16 protein-coding genes are annotated in these 16947 nt (G+C 46.0%); 7 read left to right on the top strand and 9 right to left on the bottom strand.

All coding sequences use genetic code 11. The annotated features are described in order from the left end of the window. Positions 1-23: 23 nt before the first annotated feature. Positions 24-1298 (bottom strand): MFS transporter, encoded by a 1275-nt coding sequence (locus H8K33_RS09790; RefSeq protein WP_186890829.1) that lies wholly within the window; start codon positions 1296-1298, stop codon positions 24-26. A gap of 524 nt (positions 1299-1822) precedes the next feature. Here H8K33_RS09790 and H8K33_RS09785 point away from each other — a divergent pair. Beyond that, positions 1823-2431, top strand: a complete 609-nt coding sequence (locus H8K33_RS09785) for an NUDIX hydrolase (protein ID WP_186890828.1) — start codon at positions 1823-1825, stop codon at positions 2429-2431. Between the two features lie 178 nt (positions 2432-2609). Then, positions 2610-2990 carry a hypothetical protein gene (locus H8K33_RS09780; protein ID WP_186890827.1) on the top strand — a complete coding sequence of 127 codons (381 nt, stop codon included), beginning with the start codon at positions 2610-2612 and terminating at the stop codon, positions 2988-2990. Here H8K33_RS09780 and lnt read toward each other — a convergent pair. Beyond that, the gene (gene lnt, locus H8K33_RS09775; RefSeq protein WP_343043806.1) at positions 2987-4489 is read right to left on the bottom strand and encodes an apolipoprotein N-acyltransferase; all 1503 of its coding nucleotides are present in this window, start codon (positions 4487-4489) and stop codon (positions 2987-2989) included. The genes H8K33_RS09780 and lnt overlap by 4 nt on opposite strands. A gap of 60 nt (positions 4490-4549) precedes the next feature. Next, the gene (locus tag H8K33_RS09770) at positions 4550-5431 is read right to left on the bottom strand and encodes an HlyC/CorC family transporter (protein WP_186890825.1); all 882 of its coding nucleotides are present in this window, start codon (positions 5429-5431) and stop codon (positions 4550-4552) included. Positions 5432-5762: 331 nt separating this feature from the next. Between H8K33_RS09770 and H8K33_RS09765 the strand changes: the two genes are divergently transcribed. Continuing rightward, the gene (locus tag H8K33_RS09765; protein ID WP_186890824.1) at positions 5763-6053 is read left to right on the top strand and encodes a DUF1294 domain-containing protein; all 291 of its coding nucleotides are present in this window, start codon (positions 5763-5765) and stop codon (positions 6051-6053) included. Positions 6054-6103: 50 nt separating this feature from the next. On the opposite strand, the gene H8K33_RS09760 is transcribed toward H8K33_RS09765, so the two are convergent. The 3 genes from H8K33_RS09760 to H8K33_RS09750 all read right to left on the bottom strand — a co-directional run bounded on the left by H8K33_RS09760 (position 6104) and on the right by H8K33_RS09750 (position 9051). Next, complete coding sequence (locus H8K33_RS09760) at positions 6104-6586, bottom strand: histidine phosphatase family protein (RefSeq protein ID WP_186890823.1); 483 nt, start codon at positions 6584-6586, stop codon at positions 6104-6106. 76 nt (positions 6587-6662) lie between these two features. Continuing rightward, complete coding sequence (locus H8K33_RS09755) at positions 6663-7307, bottom strand: lytic transglycosylase domain-containing protein (protein ID WP_390319329.1); 645 nt, start codon at positions 7305-7307, stop codon at positions 6663-6665. Between the two features lie 7 nt (positions 7308-7314). Next, complete coding sequence (locus H8K33_RS09750; protein WP_186890996.1) at positions 7315-9051, bottom strand: proline--tRNA ligase; 1737 nt, start codon at positions 9049-9051, stop codon at positions 7315-7317. Positions 9052-9552: 501 nt separating this feature from the next. Here H8K33_RS09750 and H8K33_RS09745 point away from each other — a divergent pair. Continuing rightward, a complete protein-coding gene (locus tag H8K33_RS09745; protein WP_186890822.1) occupies positions 9553-10209 on the top strand; it encodes an RNA pyrophosphohydrolase in 657 nt (218 codons plus the stop codon). 2 nt (positions 10210-10211) lie between these two features. Next, entirely contained in the window at positions 10212-10769 is a 558-nt protein-coding gene (locus tag H8K33_RS09740) for a CNP1-like family protein (protein WP_186890821.1), read from the top strand. A gap of 95 nt (positions 10770-10864) precedes the next feature. On the opposite strand, the gene H8K33_RS09735 is transcribed toward H8K33_RS09740, so the two are convergent. Beyond that, the gene (locus tag H8K33_RS09735) at positions 10865-11449 is read right to left on the bottom strand and encodes a YceI family protein (protein ID WP_186890820.1); all 585 of its coding nucleotides are present in this window, start codon (positions 11447-11449) and stop codon (positions 10865-10867) included. 209 nt (positions 11450-11658) lie between these two features. Here H8K33_RS09735 and H8K33_RS09730 point away from each other — a divergent pair, with 209 nt between their 5' ends. Continuing rightward, complete coding sequence (locus tag H8K33_RS09730) at positions 11659-12030, top strand: DUF5329 family protein (RefSeq protein WP_186890819.1); 372 nt, start codon at positions 11659-11661, stop codon at positions 12028-12030. An 89-nt stretch (positions 12031-12119) separates the two neighbouring features. Beyond that, positions 12120-12443, top strand: a complete 324-nt coding sequence (locus H8K33_RS09725) for a low molecular weight protein tyrosine phosphatase family protein (protein WP_186890818.1) — start codon at positions 12120-12122, stop codon at positions 12441-12443. Between the two features lie 118 nt (positions 12444-12561). Here H8K33_RS09725 and H8K33_RS09720 read toward each other — a convergent pair. After that, positions 12562-13742 (bottom strand): IS3 family transposase gene (locus H8K33_RS09720; protein WP_222613366.1). Its coding sequence is split into 2 segments (ribosomal slippage): positions 12562-13475 and positions 13475-13742, totalling 1182 coding nucleotides; the frame shifts between segments, so codons are not numbered across the junction. 255 nt (positions 13743-13997) lie between these two features. After that, on the bottom strand, positions 13998-16499 hold the full coding sequence (locus tag H8K33_RS09715) for a DEAD/DEAH box helicase (RefSeq protein ID WP_186890817.1): 2502 nt from the start codon (positions 16497-16499) through the stop codon (positions 13998-14000). Positions 16500-16947: the final 448 nt, after the last annotated feature.

Below are 16947 nucleotides of genomic sequence, written 5' to 3'. Positions count from 1 at the left end.
GCAATATTTCAACACTCAGTATGTCAGGCATGAGCGGTATTTGTAGTATTTAAGGCCGTCTGCGCGGATTGCATAATCTCTTTACGGAATTGGAAGTGCATCCACACCAAAGACACGCACACGGTGCCGTACAAGAGCATGAAGCAAGAACTACGCACACCAGTCAAATCAACCATCGCACCAAACATGATTGGCAATACAAACCCACCAAGACCACCAGCCAGACCAACGACGCCTGATACCGCACCGATATTGTGGGTGTATTCATCTGAGATAAATTTGAACACGGATGCTTTACCGACCGCCATCGCGATACCGACAACAAATAATAAACTAGTAAAAATGATAGGCGTCAATGCGATGTTAAATGCCTGTGGCCCTGTCACTGTTTTGATCGTGAATTCAGTCTGAGGATAAGACAACAAGAAGAACGACACCCAACATACCCACATAACCCACCAAGTGACTTTATACGCACCGTATTTATCAGACAACCAACCGCCGAAAGCACGCAACACACCACCTGGCAAAGAGAAACAAGCAGCCAATAATGCAGCGTCCTTCATATCAAAATCGTATTCGGTCACATAATATTTCACCATCCACAAACTCAGGCCAACATAGCCACCGAACACCACGGAATAATACTGACAATAGCGCCAAACTTTAGGATCTTTGAGCATCTTCAATTGCTCACCAAAACTCGCGGTGGATTTTACATTGTGACTAGGATCGGTAGATGAAAACGCCCAGAAAATCAGTGCTGCAGCCAACATCATCACGGCATATACTTTCGGGACCATCACCCAACCAGCTGAAGCAATAATCGCTGGCGCAATAAATTTATTCACTGCAGCACCCGAGTTACCAGCACCAAAGATACCCATCGCTAAGCCCTGACGGTCTTTTTTAAACCAGCGCGCAACATACGGTGTGCCGACAGAGAAAGAACCACCAGCCAAACCGACGAACAAACCCAGCACCAGAAAGTGCCAATAAGCAGTCGCATAGCTGATCAGATAAATCGGAATCACGGTGCTAATCATTAACAGGAATAAAACGATACGCCCACCGAAACGGTCCGTCCAAATTCCAAGTGGAACACGGATCAATGAACCAGTTAACACCGGCATCGCGGTCAACAAGCCAAACTGCGTTTCGTTCAACCCCAAGGTCTTTTTAATCGGAATGCCGATCACACCAAACATCATCCAAATTGTGAAACAGATGGTGAAAGCCAGCGTACTGGCACCCAGCACCGAATTAGCTTTTCCTGAACTATTTACCTGCGTAGTCATTATTTGCTCCCTTAACATTTTTCAGTACTGTCAGCTTAGGGGAGTTTCACAAAATGTTAAATTCGCCTGAAGTAGGCAAGGAACTAGGCTGATCAGGCTAGGGATACGCCAAAAGAACTAGGCTAGATATGTAGGACTCACGCAAAACAGGCACTCACATTGATGTGTTCGCGTCGTAGTGCACATAATCACAGGCTGTGGGTTTAACTCGCTATAAAGGTCAGTAAAGTTTTTTAGAAATAGGAATAAATTTCCCCGAACACCTCCAGCTACACTCCGAATATATAAAACAGGAAGCCGGAAATATCATTTCAGGATGGAATCAACACCGACTTTGGCTATAGTTCACTTTCATTATTAACGAATGAAAGCTCATTTGATGTCTGCTACAACTACCTCACTTTATCTCTCGTCCGCATGATAGTACGACCATCTATTTGATGCTGTGACATGTTTTCCCTCACTTTTGTCACTGCCTAGCATTTGCGATAAACCCAATTTGCCATCTCAACCCCGGAATGAAAATGAATAAATTTTTCCTGTCGATCTTCTTGTTATTACACCGCATTCGCGACATTAAAGCTGCTATTAAAAAAACATTTCTACTATTTATTTTATTGGTTTCGTCACCGCTCTTTGCCCAACAAACAGCCAATATTTCCACCTTTCATCGACTCTTAATTTTTAATGACAAGAGCGAGTTGATGCTCGTTCGCATCAAAGATTCAGATCGCTGGGTCACACCAGGCTGGTATCAGGACGAGCAACTGACCATAAAGCAAGGCTTAGAACAAGTGGCTGGATCTTACGGAGTGAAAATTTCCCCTCCAGTGCTGAGAGGCGTCTTTACGCTCAAAGATGGACAAAGCCGTGTGATTTCAACACGACTTATTTATTCGACCAAGATAATCAGTGGAACACCCGAAGCGCCGCCAATCATTGGAGAGATTAAATGGCTGCCCGTGCACGAGGCGGCCAAAATAGTCACCTACCCGCATATCTCCATGCAATTTATGCAAATAACTAAGTATCCCAATATCGTATGGGGTGGCACGCAATACATGCCCCAAGATAGCAGCACCAATAAATCTGAAATTGATGCGTTTTATCCGCTAGTGAATATGTCAAAGTAAGGTGGACGACGCAGTGTAACAATTGAACTAAATTACCTCCGGCAAAGCCGGAGGTTGAGTATTAGTAAGCGAAGAACAAAATGGTCTTAAAAAAAAGCATCTGCCATCATCACAAATCCTAATAGAAGATCTGAGTTAAACTATCGCCTGCGAAACAGTTCTTCATAAGAAAATCACAATGAATCAAAATCTCAGCATCGACGAATATGATGCACTGGAACAAATTACCAAATTACCTAGAGGCGCTCGCCCAAGTGCCTGCATTTCACGCAACTCCAAGCGCTTAGTCGGCATCAAATTAATTGCGCATAAGCGTGATGGTAGTTTTGAATTAACCGACTCTGGCAAGCAAGTCTTATTTATCAAGCAATGTATCGATGGATTGCGCGCGATTGCGGCGAATCCAGACTTCATTTTGAGTGGTCCTGTCGCGACTTTCTTAGGGAAAAAAGCGCATATTGAAGTTGATGCCGCCAGCGGTAAAAACGTGATCACCGCACGTGGTCTTGAATGTCTGGCCGATATCGAAGCGACCAGCGTACCAGCAAAACAATATTAAGTTGTTGCCTTCACCGCTTGGCGTTGACCGAAGAAGTAAGCGCCAAGCAAAGCCAATCCCGCTAGTAGCACCCACAGCCAATTTCCAAAACGAATATACGGCGTCAAACCGCGCATGCCCTGCACTTCGCCCGCTAAGGTGCCACGTGTCAGTGTATCCAAACGCGCGACGACCTGACCGCGTGCATCAATGATGGCGGTGGCGCCAGTATTAGTTGATCGCAACATAGGACGCCCAGTTTCCAGACTACGCATTTGGGAAATTTGTAAGTGCTGAGGGATCGCTGTCGAATCACCATACCAGGCAAGATTCGAGACATTCAATAAAATATTGGCTGCACCTTGTTGTGTGGCCGACTGCGCACGCAATTGTTGAGCGATCTCTTCCCCAAACAAATCTTCATAACAAATATTCGGCATTACCCATTGATCTTTCACCGCCATCGGTGCTTGCAACACGCCAGGATTTTGATACTCACCAAGTGGAATATGCATCATATCGACGAACCAACGGAAGCCAAATGGAACGTATTCGCCAAAAGGCACCAGATGGTGTTTATCGTATCGGTAAGGCTCCGCACCTAAACCAATCACGCTATTCGAATACTGATCATTGCCGTCGTCACTGACCACACCGATCATCAAACGACTATTCGTTCGCTGGGCAAAATCTTGTAATCGTGGCAGATATGTCGGTGGTAAGCTGGTCACCAATATCGGCAAAGCAGTCTCCGGTACCGCGATCAAATCGGCTGCTTGTGCCGTCATTAAATCGGCGTACATTGCTAAAGTCTCTTCCAGAAAACTAGCATCGAATTTCACACCCTGATCGATATTCCCTTGCGCCAAACGTACGCTAATCGGCTTGCCTTTGGCCTCAGTCCAATTAATTTGCTGCAAAGCCAAGCCACTACCCACAAGCAATAGCAAACTCAGGCTGGCATGGATGCGCGCAGATTGATGCATGATCAACAGCGCGATGCACGCAGCCACCAGCATTGCGACGCCAGCTAAGCCATAGACTCCCAATACCGGTGCATAGCCCGCCAGCGGACTGACATTGTGCGCATAGCCGACCGACAACCAAGGAAAACCGGTAAACAGATGTCCACGTAAAAATTCTGTCGCGGCCCAGGCAACAGGGAATAGCAGCAATACGCTGAGCGCATCGCTAGCCTTCCATTTTTTACGCAGAAATTGCACCAGAACAAAACAGAATGCAGGAAAAATCGCCATAAAGGCGGCCAAGAGCGATAGCGCGATGATACTCAAAGCGAGTGGCATACCACCGTAGCGCGACATGGCGACCACTAACCAACAGACACCAATCACAAAGCTGCCGAAGCCATAACTCCACCCCAGCACCGCCGCCTGCTTCTTATTCCACTCAGGATGCGATATCAACATCGATATCATCACAGCAGCGCTGATTAATTGAATAGGCCAAATGAAAAAAGGCGCGAATGATAAAACATTCATCGCCCCTAATAGCAATGCCACGAGACTGGCCCGTGGCACTGAGAGTTTTTGCAACCAAGAATTCACAGCCAACATGCCAGCTTAATCTTCCGAACTATAGTTAGCACTGCGCTTTTCAACCAATACAATTTGAACCTGACGCGCATCCGCACGCAAAACTTCAAAATGCAATTGACCAATACTGAACTCATCGGCTTTGTGTGGCACACGTTGTAAGTGATTCGTAATAAAGCCACCCACAGTATCGGCATCAGCATCAGTCAATTCGGTACCAATGACTTCGTTAAATTGTTCGATTTCAGTCAAACCTTTTACTCGCCAACGTTTACCGTTGCCCTGATTTTCCAACACGATGATGTTATCTTCCTCTTCATCGAAATCATATTCATCTTCGATATCACCGACGATTTGTTCCAATACGTCTTCAATCGTAATCAAGCCAGCGACCGCACCATATTCATCGACCACCATCGCCATATGATTACGATTAGCACGGAAATCACGCAATAAAATATTAAGACGTTTTGATTCGGGAATATAAACAACCGGGCGCAGCATCTTGTGTACGTCAAAACTCTCTTCCGCGTAATAACGCAGCAGATCTTTTGCCAGCAAAATACCAACAACTTTGTCACGATCACCATCGACGGCTGGGAAGCGGGAATGTGCAGTTTCCAGCACTTCTGGCATCCATTCAGCAATTGGCTTGGACACATCGACCACGTCCATTTGCGAACGCGGCACCATGATGTCACGGGCAGATAAATCGGAGACTTGGAAAACCCCTTCAATCATTGCCAAGGCATCGGCATCGATCAAATTACGTTCTTGCGCGTCGTGCAGAACTTCTAACAGCTCTTCGCGGTTTTCGGGTTCAGGAGAAATTAAGGCGGTCAATCGTTCAAATAATGACCTATGTGGTTTAAGGTCAGATGGTCTGACCTTACTAGAGTGCTCTTGCATAATGGGCTTAACGCCGTTGTTTCAATCCTACAGGATACAACATCTGCGCGGTTTTCCCAAATTTTGCGGGGATTTTATCTGGAAAACCACGTCAGCAAACAGCGCGATTGGTCAAAGAAACTTGGTTTACATCGCGAGCGACATCAACAAAAAAGTAAAAATAAGTGAAAATAACTAAGCAATCAATAAGAATTGAAAACGGATTCAAACACTTAGCGCAAAAATCTCAAGCAAAATCGATCATTTTATTTCTATTCACGATAAGCTATCAGCATACGTATTCTTTAGTGCTCTTCGTCCGCACTGAAGTTGGTAACCTGATGGGATTTGGATGTACGCTGTTTTTTATTACTTGCTAGTGAACCTGATTTGTTTTGCACTTTTTACATGGGACAAAGTGGCGGCGCGACGTCATCAATCAAGAATTGCAGAAACCATTCTACATCTTTGGACCATCCTTGGTGGCGCTGTTGGTGCCTTATGTGCACGTCAGATTTTCAGGCATAAAACCCAAAAAGCGCTATTCACGCTGATCATCTGGGTGAGCTTGATATTGCATAGCTTAGTCATCATCGCGATTTACACACCGTTTTTCGACACTTCACCGTATTTTCGATATTAATCAGTCGCCAATAGATGCTGATCCACTCAGCTAGTTTCGGCTAATCTCGGCTAATAACGCAACACAGTATAAGTAGGCGCAGCATTTTTATTGAGATGAACAACAATTAATCGATCGTATTCGTCGTCCGCGACGTTTTTTGCGGTATGCACACCTAAGCCTTGCAAAATATCGATCAAGGTATTGGAATGACCAACCACCAGTGCATTGCTGTCAGTCGCGCTGAGTTGATTAGCTAAGCTTCTCGATTCTTTTGCTGCATAAGGCGTCAAACTTAATTGACGCGCCTCGGCCAAGGGCGCAGCGGTCATTTGAGTGCGCTGAAATTCAGTTACATAAATGCGCTTCACATCGGCATCACGCAATATGTTCGCCAAATTCATCGCACGGTTCTTTCCTTGCGCACTCAGCAAGGGATCGCGACTTTCATCGACCTTCTCGCCGTGACGAACAATAAAAATTGTCTGGAACGACCACGCCTGTGTGCTCAAAGTACTTAATACAATGCAAGCAGCCAAATAGATCTTCTTCATCGCGACATCCTTTTTAAGTTCATCTTCAAAGTCGGGCTTAAACGATATGCTCGTGCTAAGCCAGCATGTGCCTATGCTACTCGTTAAATTCCCATTTTTTCCAATTCGCTAAAACCGCATTCGGATATTCTGCACGACCACGACTGCCGTTATAACGACCTAATGCCAAATATAAATTGCCGCCCTCCATATCGATATACATACGTAGAATCGAGCAGCCATAACGCAAATTGGTTTGCATCTGGAAAAGTTTTTTAGGATCGCCATCACCTATCACACGTGACCAAAACGGCATCACTTGCATATAGCCACGCGCACCGACAATCGATACTGCGTATTTTTTAAAACCAGATTCGACCTGCATCAATCCCAATACTAAGCCAGTGTCCAAACCCGCCCGCTTAGACTCATACCAAACCGTTTCGAGAAATTCGATACGCGTTTGCTTGTCTGGCATACGCCGTTTCAACCTATCGGACATTTCACCTAGCCAATGCAGGTATTTGATGCGGTCTTCAATTTTTTCAAAAGTTGGCTTAGGTGGGCGTGGATCTGCCACCAGTTTGGCGAGCGCCAATCGGACAGAATCAGCGATTGCCTCTTCCTTCTGATTTCCCGCCACAGCACATTGCGACAAGCCAAATAGCAAGACAAAAAAACAAACGCGAGTTTGTTTCTTGAATAAACAAACTCGCGTCATTACTGCATTGAACAAATTCATGCGCTATTTACTTTGTCTGCAATTTAGTCGTCAGGAAATTGAACATCTCAGCCACCGCGACATTACTAGCCTCCGCATCACGGCGTCCTTTGTATTCCAAATTACCTTCTTTCAAGCCACGATCACCGATCACCACGCGATGTGGCACACCGATCAACTCCCAATCAGCAAACATTGAACCCGGACGCAAATCACGGTCATCTAACAAAACATCAACGCCTGCGGCCAATAATTCGGCATACAGTTTCTCTGCTTGCTCTTTCACTGCTGAACTCTTCTCCATGCCCATAGGACAAATCACCACTTCAAACGGCGCAATCGCGGTTGGCCAGATAATGCCCTTGTCGTCAAAGTTTTGCTCAATCGCGGCGCCCAAAATACGCGTGATACCAATACCGTAACAGCCCATTTGCAATAACTGCGGCTTGCCGTTTTCATCGAGGAAAGTCGCTTTCATGGATTCAGAATAGCTAGTGCCGAGTTGGAATACGTGACCAACTTCGATACCGCGTTGAATTGCTAATACGCCTTTGCCGTCAGGTGAAGGATCGCCAGCAACCACATTGCGCAGATCAGCCACCAGTGGTTCTGGCAAATCACGACCCCAGTTCGCACCCGTGAAGTGAAAATCTTCCTCGTTCGCACCGCACACAAAATCGCCCATCATCGCAACAGTACGATCTGCCACCACTTTAACCGGCAATTTCGTATTTACTGGCCCGAGATAACCTGGCTTAGTGCCAAAGTGTTCGACGATTTCTTCTTCTGTCGCGAAACGGTAGTTTGCTAAGCCCGGAACTTTGCTGGCTTTGATTTCATTTAATTCATGATCACCGCGTATCAGCAATAACCAGACTTGCTTAGTGACTTTGTCTTTCTCTTCGGTTTCGACGGTCAACACTATCGACTTCACTGTGTTTTGCAAAGGAATATTCAAGAGCTCGGCAACGTCTTCACACTTAGCTTTGCCTGGCGTTGCTGTTTTCGTCAATGCTTGTGTTGCTGCCTGACGTGCATCGAACAAAGATAAGGCCTCCGCAGCTTCCATATTCGCCGCGTAATCTGAAGTCGGGCAATACACTAAAGCGTCTTCCCCTGTTTCGGCGATCACGTGGAATTCATGCGAACCTGTACCACCAATCGCACCGTTGTCCGCCGCCACTGCACGGAATTGCAAACCGAAGCGGTTAAAAATGCGGACGTAAGCGTCATACATATTTTGGTAAGACTTTTTCAAACCATCCAAATCACGATCAAAAGAGTAGGCATCTTTCATCGTGAATTCACGACCACGCATCAGACCAAAACGTGGGCGACGTTCGTCGCGGAACTTGGTTTGAATATGGTAAAAATTCAGCGGCAACTGGCGATAAGATTTGATTTCTTGACGCGCAACGTCGGTAATCGCTTCTTCTGAAGTCGGCTGGATAATGAAATCGCGACCATGACGATCTTTTACGCGCATCAATTCCGCACCGTATTTTTGCCAGCGACCGGTTTCTTGCCATAACTCGGCTGGTTGCACGACCGGCATCAACATTTCTATCGCACCAGAGCGATCCATCTCTTCACGTACAATTTTTTCAACTTTACGAATGATGCGTAAGCCCATAGGCATGTAGTTATAAATACCAGAGCCGAGACGTTTGATCATCCCGGCGCGCATCATTAATTTATGGCTGACGATTTCGGCGTCGGCTGGAGCTTCTTTTAAAGTGGAAATGAAAAAACGTGTTGCGCGCATGACTAATTTCTTTTCAATAATGGAGGTTTGGAATGACATCAAAATGTTGCCCGCATTGTGCCGCAAAATTCCGGCATAACTCAGGTAATGAGTGCCATGATTTCTGAAACAACAATACTTGAACTTTTTTGTTGAAGTCCTAGGTTATAATCAACTCAATTTTAAAGGATATGCTGGCTCATGCGCTCACTCTTTGCATTTTTGATGATGGTTTCGACTGCTTAATTGCATTTTTTACGCCCAAACTCGGATTTTCATCGGTATTTTTCAGAAGATTCCAGATTTTCAAGCTTAAAAACTTCGCCCATCAAAATAATGAATGAGCCCTGACCACGTTTGGGAATACTTAACAATTCGTTTAGGGACACATAAAATCTCGCCGATTTATTTCCGTGCGGGCTTTTTTTGTGAGCAAGGATTTTGCAAAATGCTCAATACCAAATGCGCAATCCACCCTAATCGAGTGTTAATTAATTCCCAAGAAATAATTGGGGTTATACCATGTTGGATCGTGAAGGCTTCAGGCCTAACGTAGGCATTATTATGCTGAACGCCAATAATGAAGTCTGGTGGGGCAAACGGGTGCGCGAGCATTCTTGGCAGTTTCCACAAGGCGGCATTAAATACGGCGAATCGCCGGAACAAGCCATGTTCCGCGAACTCGAAGAAGAGACTGGCTTGCTCCCCGAGCATGTCAAGGTTTTAGGTCGCACCCGTGACTGGTTGCGCTACGAGGTCCCCGACCATTTCATTAAACGTGAAATTCGTGGACACTATCGTGGTCAAAAACAAATCTGGTTTTTATTGCGCATGATAGGTCGTGATTGTGATGTGAACTTACGAGCCAGTACACATCCAGAATTTGACGCTTGGCGTTGGCATGATTATTGGGTACCGCTAGATACTGTGATTGAATTTAAGCGTGGCGTTTATCAAATGGCGCTACAAGAACTATCTCGCTTCATTCATCGTCAAGATAGTCAGCGCAAGCCCTATCATCAGAAACGTCGTCATCCAGATAACAAAACCGATGCGGCAAATCAAATGACGGTAGAAGCAGCAATTGAAACCAAGATAGAAGTGCAGATGGAAATTCAAATCACCACTGAAACTGCGACTCCAGGCACGGCGAACGACTCACCAAAAACAGAAAGCTGATTATGTACTCGCGCACAAACACCAAACTCTCACAGCTTAGCTTGCAACAGGTATTGCGTTTGTGCTGTTTGTGCGGCTTGTCTGCGTACATGCTGTTGCCGGCACTCGGACATGCACAAGACGAAGAGGATAAGGCTGCCAAAGTATGGGTTGATAGCCCAGTAAGCTTGCCAGCAGCACCTGTGACAGAAAATTTGTTACGCTTCTATAGCAATGCCAATCAAGTTTTTTTCATTGATACTAAATCGATTAGCATTGTCGCCGACGGCAGCCTGCGTTTCACACTGGTTTCTAGCAGCCAAGCTGGGGCAAAGAACGTCAGTTATGAAGGCTTACGTTGCGACGGCAATCAAAAACGTTTGTTCGCTTTTGGTCGTGCAGATGGCAGTTGGTCAAGCTCACGTCGCAATGAATGGGATACGTTTTCCAACAAAGGCGTGAATCAACATCACAGTAGCTTAGCTTGGGACTTCATTTGCGAAGGTGGTAGCATCTCGGGCAATCTTGACAAGATTATTCAACGCATTCGTCTCAATCAATCTCTACGTCAATTCCATTAATTTTGTCTCTGCACAAAAATTCAGCAATGTAATTTGCATGTAGCGATCTGGTACTTGCTAGATCAAAAGCAAAGACATCGAAGTAAGCGATCAGTTTATTCCCTGATAGCCTCAATCGCAAAACGCAAAGTGACTTCATCGCTGACAAATGGCACATAACGCCCCATTTCAAAATCACTGCGCAAAATTTTTGCAAAACCATTGGCACCGCAGGCAGTTTTAAAATACAGCGGCATAAAACGGCAATGAAAATGCGTCAATTCAAACCGCACTTTTTTTTTAATGTTCTTGATACTCAAATCGCCTTCAATCGCAATCACCTTGCCCGCGTCATCAAAGACCAAACTATCTGATTTAAAATTAATTTGCGGATAAGCATCCACATCAAAGAAACTCGCCGAGCGCATGGCAGTGTCGAACAAACTGTTGCCAGTACTAACAGAAGCCGCGTCGATCACCAACTGTACTTTGCCTGTTCGCTTATCCGCATCAAATTCTATCGAACCAGAATTCTTATCAAAGCGGCCTTGTTGCAGCGATAAACCCCAATGCAGGTATTCAAACACCGAATAGGTGTGTGTGCTATCAATCACATATCGGTCTCTGGCCCAAGCAGAACTAATTGCGCCGAAAACGCAATAAACACCTAGCAAATAGTGCAGCAATTTTTTAGAGAACACAGCATAGCCTCACTTCATCATCATTTTTTACGATGCACTTTCTTACGCGTCGCATCAAAGCAAACCAAACGACACAGACAATACGAAGAAATTTAACACAGATTAGAGATTACCTATCATAGCGAAGCTTGCTTGCCTATTGAGCATCGACGTGTTAACGTCTTTCGCTAACATCTAGTCAACCAAGCATATAGCAGAATCATCCAAACATGTATCCAATTCACCTTCTTCTCGCGCTATTCCTAATCGCCACAACAAGCAGCGTTAAGGCGACGCAAATTCCTGCATCTACACGAACGGAAATTAGTGCGCTCTTCAAAAAACTAATTGACTCAGGTTGTCAATTCAATCGCAACGGTCATTGGTATTCAGGCACAGAGGCACAATCGCATTTGACTAAAAAACTCGATTATCTGGAAAGAAAAAGTATGCTTAAGACCACCGAAGATTTCATCAAGCTGGCAGCTTCAGCGAGTAGCTATAGCCGCAAAGCTTATTTGGTTAAATGTGGCTCCACACAGGCGATCGAAAGCAAGATCTGGTTAAGCGATCAATTAAAAATTTTGCGCGAATCCAAATAACTGCCCACAAGAGAAAAAATTTTACGAAACACAAGCTTAGCAAAATAACGACATCAATCACCCGTATCAAAAATTTGATCTAAAGAAAAATGAAACGAGCGCTCTTTATCTGCACACAAAACCGATTACGCAGCCTAACCGCAGAGCAAATATTTGCATCGTGGCCTAATGTAGAAACTGACTCCGCAGGATTAGGCAACGATGCCACCACGCCACTCTCTTCCGAGCAGATTGATTGGGCAACCATCATCTTCGTCATGGAGAAAACGCATCGCAGTAAGTTGTCGCAGAAATTTAGACGCTATCTCAGTAATAAGCGGATTATTTGTTTGGATATTCCGGATGAGTATGAGTTTATGGATCCGGTGTTGATTGCTGTTTTGAAGGCTAAGGTTGGAAAGTTTTTGATGTAAATTTGTGCGTGTTTATGATCGTTCAGATTCGACCTTTTCGTTTTCTCAACTTTCTGTTGATCGGGTGTGGCCCGACCTACAGACCATAGATCAACCACAAAAACAAATACTGTAGCGGTCAAGTTATTTCGGGCACCAAGATAAGTTTTTTCTCTGCCATTTGTTGTTCATAAAGATTTGGTGGCAAATTTCCCAAAGTTAAATGCAAGCGGACATTGTTGTAGAAGGCAACAATATAGTCCGCAACATCATTCATGGCCTCTCTATGGTTAGCGTATTCTTGACGCCATACTCGCTCCATTTTTAAATTCAAAAAGAAACGCTCCATAACAGCATTGTCCCAGCAATTACCTTTACGACTCATGCTGCAAGCAAAACCGTGTTTCGTTAATAATTGTTGGTACTTGGCACTCGCATATTGACTGCCACGATCTGAATGAACAATTAAACCTGCACTAGGATTGCGTTGAACAATCGCCATCTGCAATGCTTCACACACAAGCTCTGATTGCATATGGGGTGCCATTGCCCAACCGACGGCTTTGCGTGAATTTAAATCCAATACCACTGCCAGATATAACCAACCGCTGCGTGTACGAATATACGTAATATCTGAGACCCACGCGGTGTTCGGTTTAGCTTGTTCGAATTGACGATTCAATTTATTGTCGGCAATCGGCAGATCATGTTTGCTATCAGTCGTATGGATAAACTTGCGCTTCCACACTGGGCGAATGTCATACTGTTTCATAAGCTTGCGCACACGATAACGACCTGCTATTACTCCTTGTTGCCGCAGGCTTGTTTGCAAACGGCGACTGCCATAAGTGTGGCCACTAGCGGCAAACGCCGCTTGTAAATGCACACTAATACAACAAATTATTGCAGGTCGCTTTTGACGCTGTTGTGATGCGTAATAACCCGACCGTGAAACTTCGAGAACGCGACATGCGTGTACTGCCGGTATGGCCTCCTTTTGCAACTGCTGAACCAATTGGTAGTTCATTTCAGTTCCCTTGCAAAGAAGGCCGACGCTTTTTTTAAAATATCGCTATCCATTCTCAGTTGCCGATTCTGCGCTTCTAATTCACGGATACGAATCTGATCTGACGTTAAAGGCTTACCTATGCCAATTTGCCCATGTAGCTCAACATCGACTTGATCGAGCCAACGACGAACCGCCGTCTCGCCCAAATTCATGTCTTTGCATACTTGCCTTACACTTAAGCCTTGCTCGGTTATCATTCGTACTACCTGCAGCTTAAAGTCAGCGTCAAATGTTCTACGTTTCGTTTTCATGTTCTTCCCTCAATACGTGAATTATCCACCTATCTTGGTGTCCGTTATTATTAGACCACTACATTCAGGCACCCTTGAGATCACACAAGAGAGACGCACAGCCTCGTGGCGCAGACACAACCCGCGCCGTCAGAATTTTCAAGATGTCAGGATGGTAAATTGAAGCGAGAAAAATATTTGAACGATTAAACGTTCAATGTGATTTACAGCGCGGGTTGCACCTGCCCTACATACCGTCAAGTCAAAAACCAGTCGTTACATTCCCAGAGGCTGCAACAGAGCCTGCAAATCCTCAATATTAAACTTCGCAGAAAACGCAGCATCACTACCAAGTACACCTTCAGCCAATGCTGCTTTACGTTCTTGCAAACCTAATATGCGCTCTTCTATGCTGCCCTCGACTACCAGCTTATACACGAACACATTCTTATCCTGACCAATACGGTGCGCACGTGAAGTAGCTTGCTCTTCGACTGCGGGATTCCACCACGGATCCATGTGAATCACCGTATCGGCAGCCGTTAAATTCAAACCTACACCGCCAGCTTTCAAACTGATCAACATGATAGGCGGCGCATTGTCATCAGCTTGATTTTGAAACCGCGCTACCACCGCGCCTCGTTGTGCTACGAGTGTTTTTCCGGTCAAACTCAGAAACGGTAAAGTCAATTTCTCAAGCTGCAATGCAATCAAATCTAGCATTTCAGTGAACTGAGAAAATACCAAAATACGTCGCCCTTCGGCTACCAAGCTGGGTAACATATCGCTGAGCATTTCTAGCTTTGCGCGTTCCATCGTTTCGGGTGTTTTCGCGCCTTTTAAAAGATAAGGGTCACAGCAAACCTGACGTAGTTTTAAGAGTGCATCGAGTATCGTAATCTGACTGCCAGAGAATCCTTTGTTCTTTAGAATTTTTCTAATTTTTTCATCGGCTGCGACACGCACACTTTCATACAATTCACGCTGCTGCCCCTGCAATTGCAATCGTTTAATCACCTCGGTCTTGGCGGGCAACTCACTCGCCACTTCATCTTTACGTCGCCGCAAAATGAAGGGGCGCACACACCGTGCTAATAATTGCGCACGCAGCGTTTCACCATTGACTTCGATAGGTTTACACCAGAGCCTTGTGAAGCTGCGCATATCACCCAAAAAGCCTGGCATCAAAAAATCAAACTGCGTCCACAATTCACCCAGATTATTTTCCAGCGGCGTGCCCGTAATACACAGTCGATGCCGCGCACGCAAACGACGTACCGCATCAGCACCGCGACTGGAGGCATTCTTTACCGTTTGTGCTTCATCCAAAATGAGGAGGTGAAATGTTTGTTGTTCCAAAACGGCTAAATCGCGCCACAACAAAGGATAAGTCGTCAACACGATATCGACCTCAGCCATCTGGGAAAAATTCTCAGCACGTTGCGCACCCTGTAATGCCAATACGCGCAAACTTGGCGCCATGCGCTGTGCTTCTGCCTGCCAGTTAAACACCAGTGAAGTCGGTAGCACAATTAAAGCAGGCCTATCCAAACGCCCCGCTTGCTTCTCTATCAAAATATGCGCCAAGGCCTGTGCCGTTTTACCCAAGCCCATGTCGTCGGCCAAAATGCCAGCAAGATGATGCTCACGCAGATACTGCAACCACGCGACACCGTGCAATTGATAAGGCCGCAAAGTGATACCCAAACCTGCTGGCGCAGAGACAGGCCTTAATTCACCCACCATTTGCAAGCGTTGCGCCAATTCACGTAACCCCATATCGCCACGCAATTGCCAGCCACCATGCACACCAGCGCGCGCGGCCTGACTATCGAGCAAAGACTGACGCAAAGCCTCAAGTCGATAGCCATCCCAAGCCGAAAGTTGCAAAGGCCCCGTCAGTTTGTCTTGCAAGCGCTGCTCATCTGTCAGCAACTCCAACATATGAATGACGATGGCTTTTAAAGGCGCGGCCAAAGCATCAATACGCTTACCACCAGGCGCACGCAATTGTATGACCGCCAGATCATCAATCGCCGCCACCTGCTTCGCATCCAACCACCGCGCATCCCGCCGCAACAGATTCGCCAACATGGGCACCAGATCCACGATCTGCCCGTCAATTTCCACACCCAGACTCAACAACCAAGAACCTTCACGCGCCGGCAAGCCCAAAGGCACGATAGTCGGCGCATAACCACGCATAGGCACGGCGACCTCTTTACCGATCACTTCACCACTAACAGGGTCAAGTATCAAATGCCAGGCATCCACAGTCACGCTCTCATGCGCAAAACCCGGACGCACCACCACCCGCCAACCTAGTGCCTGCAAACGCGGTAATTCTTCCGCCCAAAAATCCGCAAAAAAATCTTCTTGCTGTAAACTCCACAGCGGACCAAATTGCAAAGCGGCATCTTCACTGCGCCATTGCAAACTGCTTGCTGGCACAGGCTGCAAATTCAAATCCCAAACTTTGTCGAGCGCATCCGCTTCTGCGCCGAGATCGCGAACCAACACGACCGGCTGACCTTGTGCGTCTTCCATTAAATGGGTGGAGTGAGGTCGGCGGTTTAATAGTGTGATTGGTGCTGGTGTTGTCCAGCTCAAACCTTGGTCTGTGGTGTAAAGCCAGTCAATTTGGACTACCGTGACACTGCCGCCACGCGGGCCGAATGTGCCTGTGGGTTTCATGCCTAGTAAGCCGTCACCTCGGTGTAGGGTTTGCAGGGTGATGCGGGGTTGGAAGTGGGCGTGGTGGCTGGTTGGGGGTGGCATTTGGGTATCAATACTGTCTTCAGTTTGAAAGAAGTATACCGTGCTTCTTTGATCTGCATTTTTTTTGCGTAGGTGTTAGCGTGAACACGACCTATCGTTCGTCGCTTGTTTTACCTATATCGAGAACTCAGTCGTCACCAAATAAGTCACGGGATTTTTGCATTACTATTTTGTTTTCTCGTTTGCTGATCTTTCACAGGTCGGGTGTGGCCCGACAGCCAATTACCTTTTTTGCTTCGCCAAAAAAGGTAATCCAAAAAAGGCGACCGTAGACTCGCCCCTTCGGGGTGCTTACGCTTCGCTTCAGCATAATTTGTGCGTCACAAAAAATGGGAAAGTGTTGAAACTCGCTTCGCTCAAACAACAACACTTTCTTATCCATTTTCTGTGACGCACAAATTACATCGTCTCAAACGGGGGTAGGTCAAAAACAACTACAACATCAAAA

Source organism: Affinundibacterium amnicola, assembly GCF_014284275.1.
GTDB lineage: Bacteria > Pseudomonadota > Gammaproteobacteria > Burkholderiales > Burkholderiaceae_D > Undibacterium > Undibacterium amnicola.
The sequence above is the reverse complement of the archived record's forward strand: the minus strand, read 5'-3'. Positions and strand labels throughout refer to the sequence as shown.

What these genes read in the sequence shown, in the direction of transcription:
- H8K33_RS09790 (WP_186890829.1), bottom strand. Translation starts at nt 1,298, where the DNA reads ATGACTACGCAGGTAAATAGTTCAGGAAAAGCTAATTCGGTGCTGGGT.
- H8K33_RS09785 (WP_186890828.1), top strand. Translation starts at nt 1,823, where the DNA reads ATGAATAAATTTTTCCTGTCGATCTTCTTGTTATTACACCGCATTCGC.
- H8K33_RS09780 (WP_186890827.1), top strand. Translation starts at nt 2,610, where the DNA reads ATGAATCAAAATCTCAGCATCGACGAATATGATGCACTGGAACAAATT.
- H8K33_RS09770 (WP_186890825.1), bottom strand. Translation starts at nt 5,431, where the DNA reads ATGCAAGAGCACTCTAGTAAGGTCAGACCATCTGACCTTAAACCACAT.
- H8K33_RS09765 (WP_186890824.1), top strand. Translation starts at nt 5,763, where the DNA reads ATGTACGCTGTTTTTTATTACTTGCTAGTGAACCTGATTTGTTTTGCA.
- H8K33_RS09760 (WP_186890823.1), bottom strand. Translation starts at nt 6,586, where the DNA reads ATGAAGAAGATCTATTTGGCTGCTTGCATTGTATTAAGTACTTTGAGC.
- H8K33_RS09755 (WP_390319329.1), bottom strand. Translation starts at nt 7,307, where the DNA reads ATGAATTTGTTCAATGCAGTAATGACGCGAGTTTGTTTATTCAAGAAA.
- H8K33_RS09750 (WP_186890996.1), bottom strand. Translation starts at nt 9,051, where the DNA reads ATGCGCGCAACACGTTTTTTCATTTCCACTTTAAAAGAAGCTCCAGCC.
- H8K33_RS09745 (WP_186890822.1), top strand. Translation starts at nt 9,553, where the DNA reads ATGTTGGATCGTGAAGGCTTCAGGCCTAACGTAGGCATTATTATGCTG.
- H8K33_RS09740 (WP_186890821.1), top strand. Translation starts at nt 10,212, where the DNA reads ATGTACTCGCGCACAAACACCAAACTCTCACAGCTTAGCTTGCAACAG.
- H8K33_RS09730 (WP_186890819.1), top strand. Translation starts at nt 11,659, where the DNA reads ATGTATCCAATTCACCTTCTTCTCGCGCTATTCCTAATCGCCACAACA.
- H8K33_RS09725 (WP_186890818.1), top strand. Translation starts at nt 12,120, where the DNA reads ATGAAACGAGCGCTCTTTATCTGCACACAAAACCGATTACGCAGCCTA.
- H8K33_RS09715 (WP_186890817.1), bottom strand. Translation starts at nt 16,499, where the DNA reads ATGCCACCCCCAACCAGCCACCACGCCCACTTCCAACCCCGCATCACC.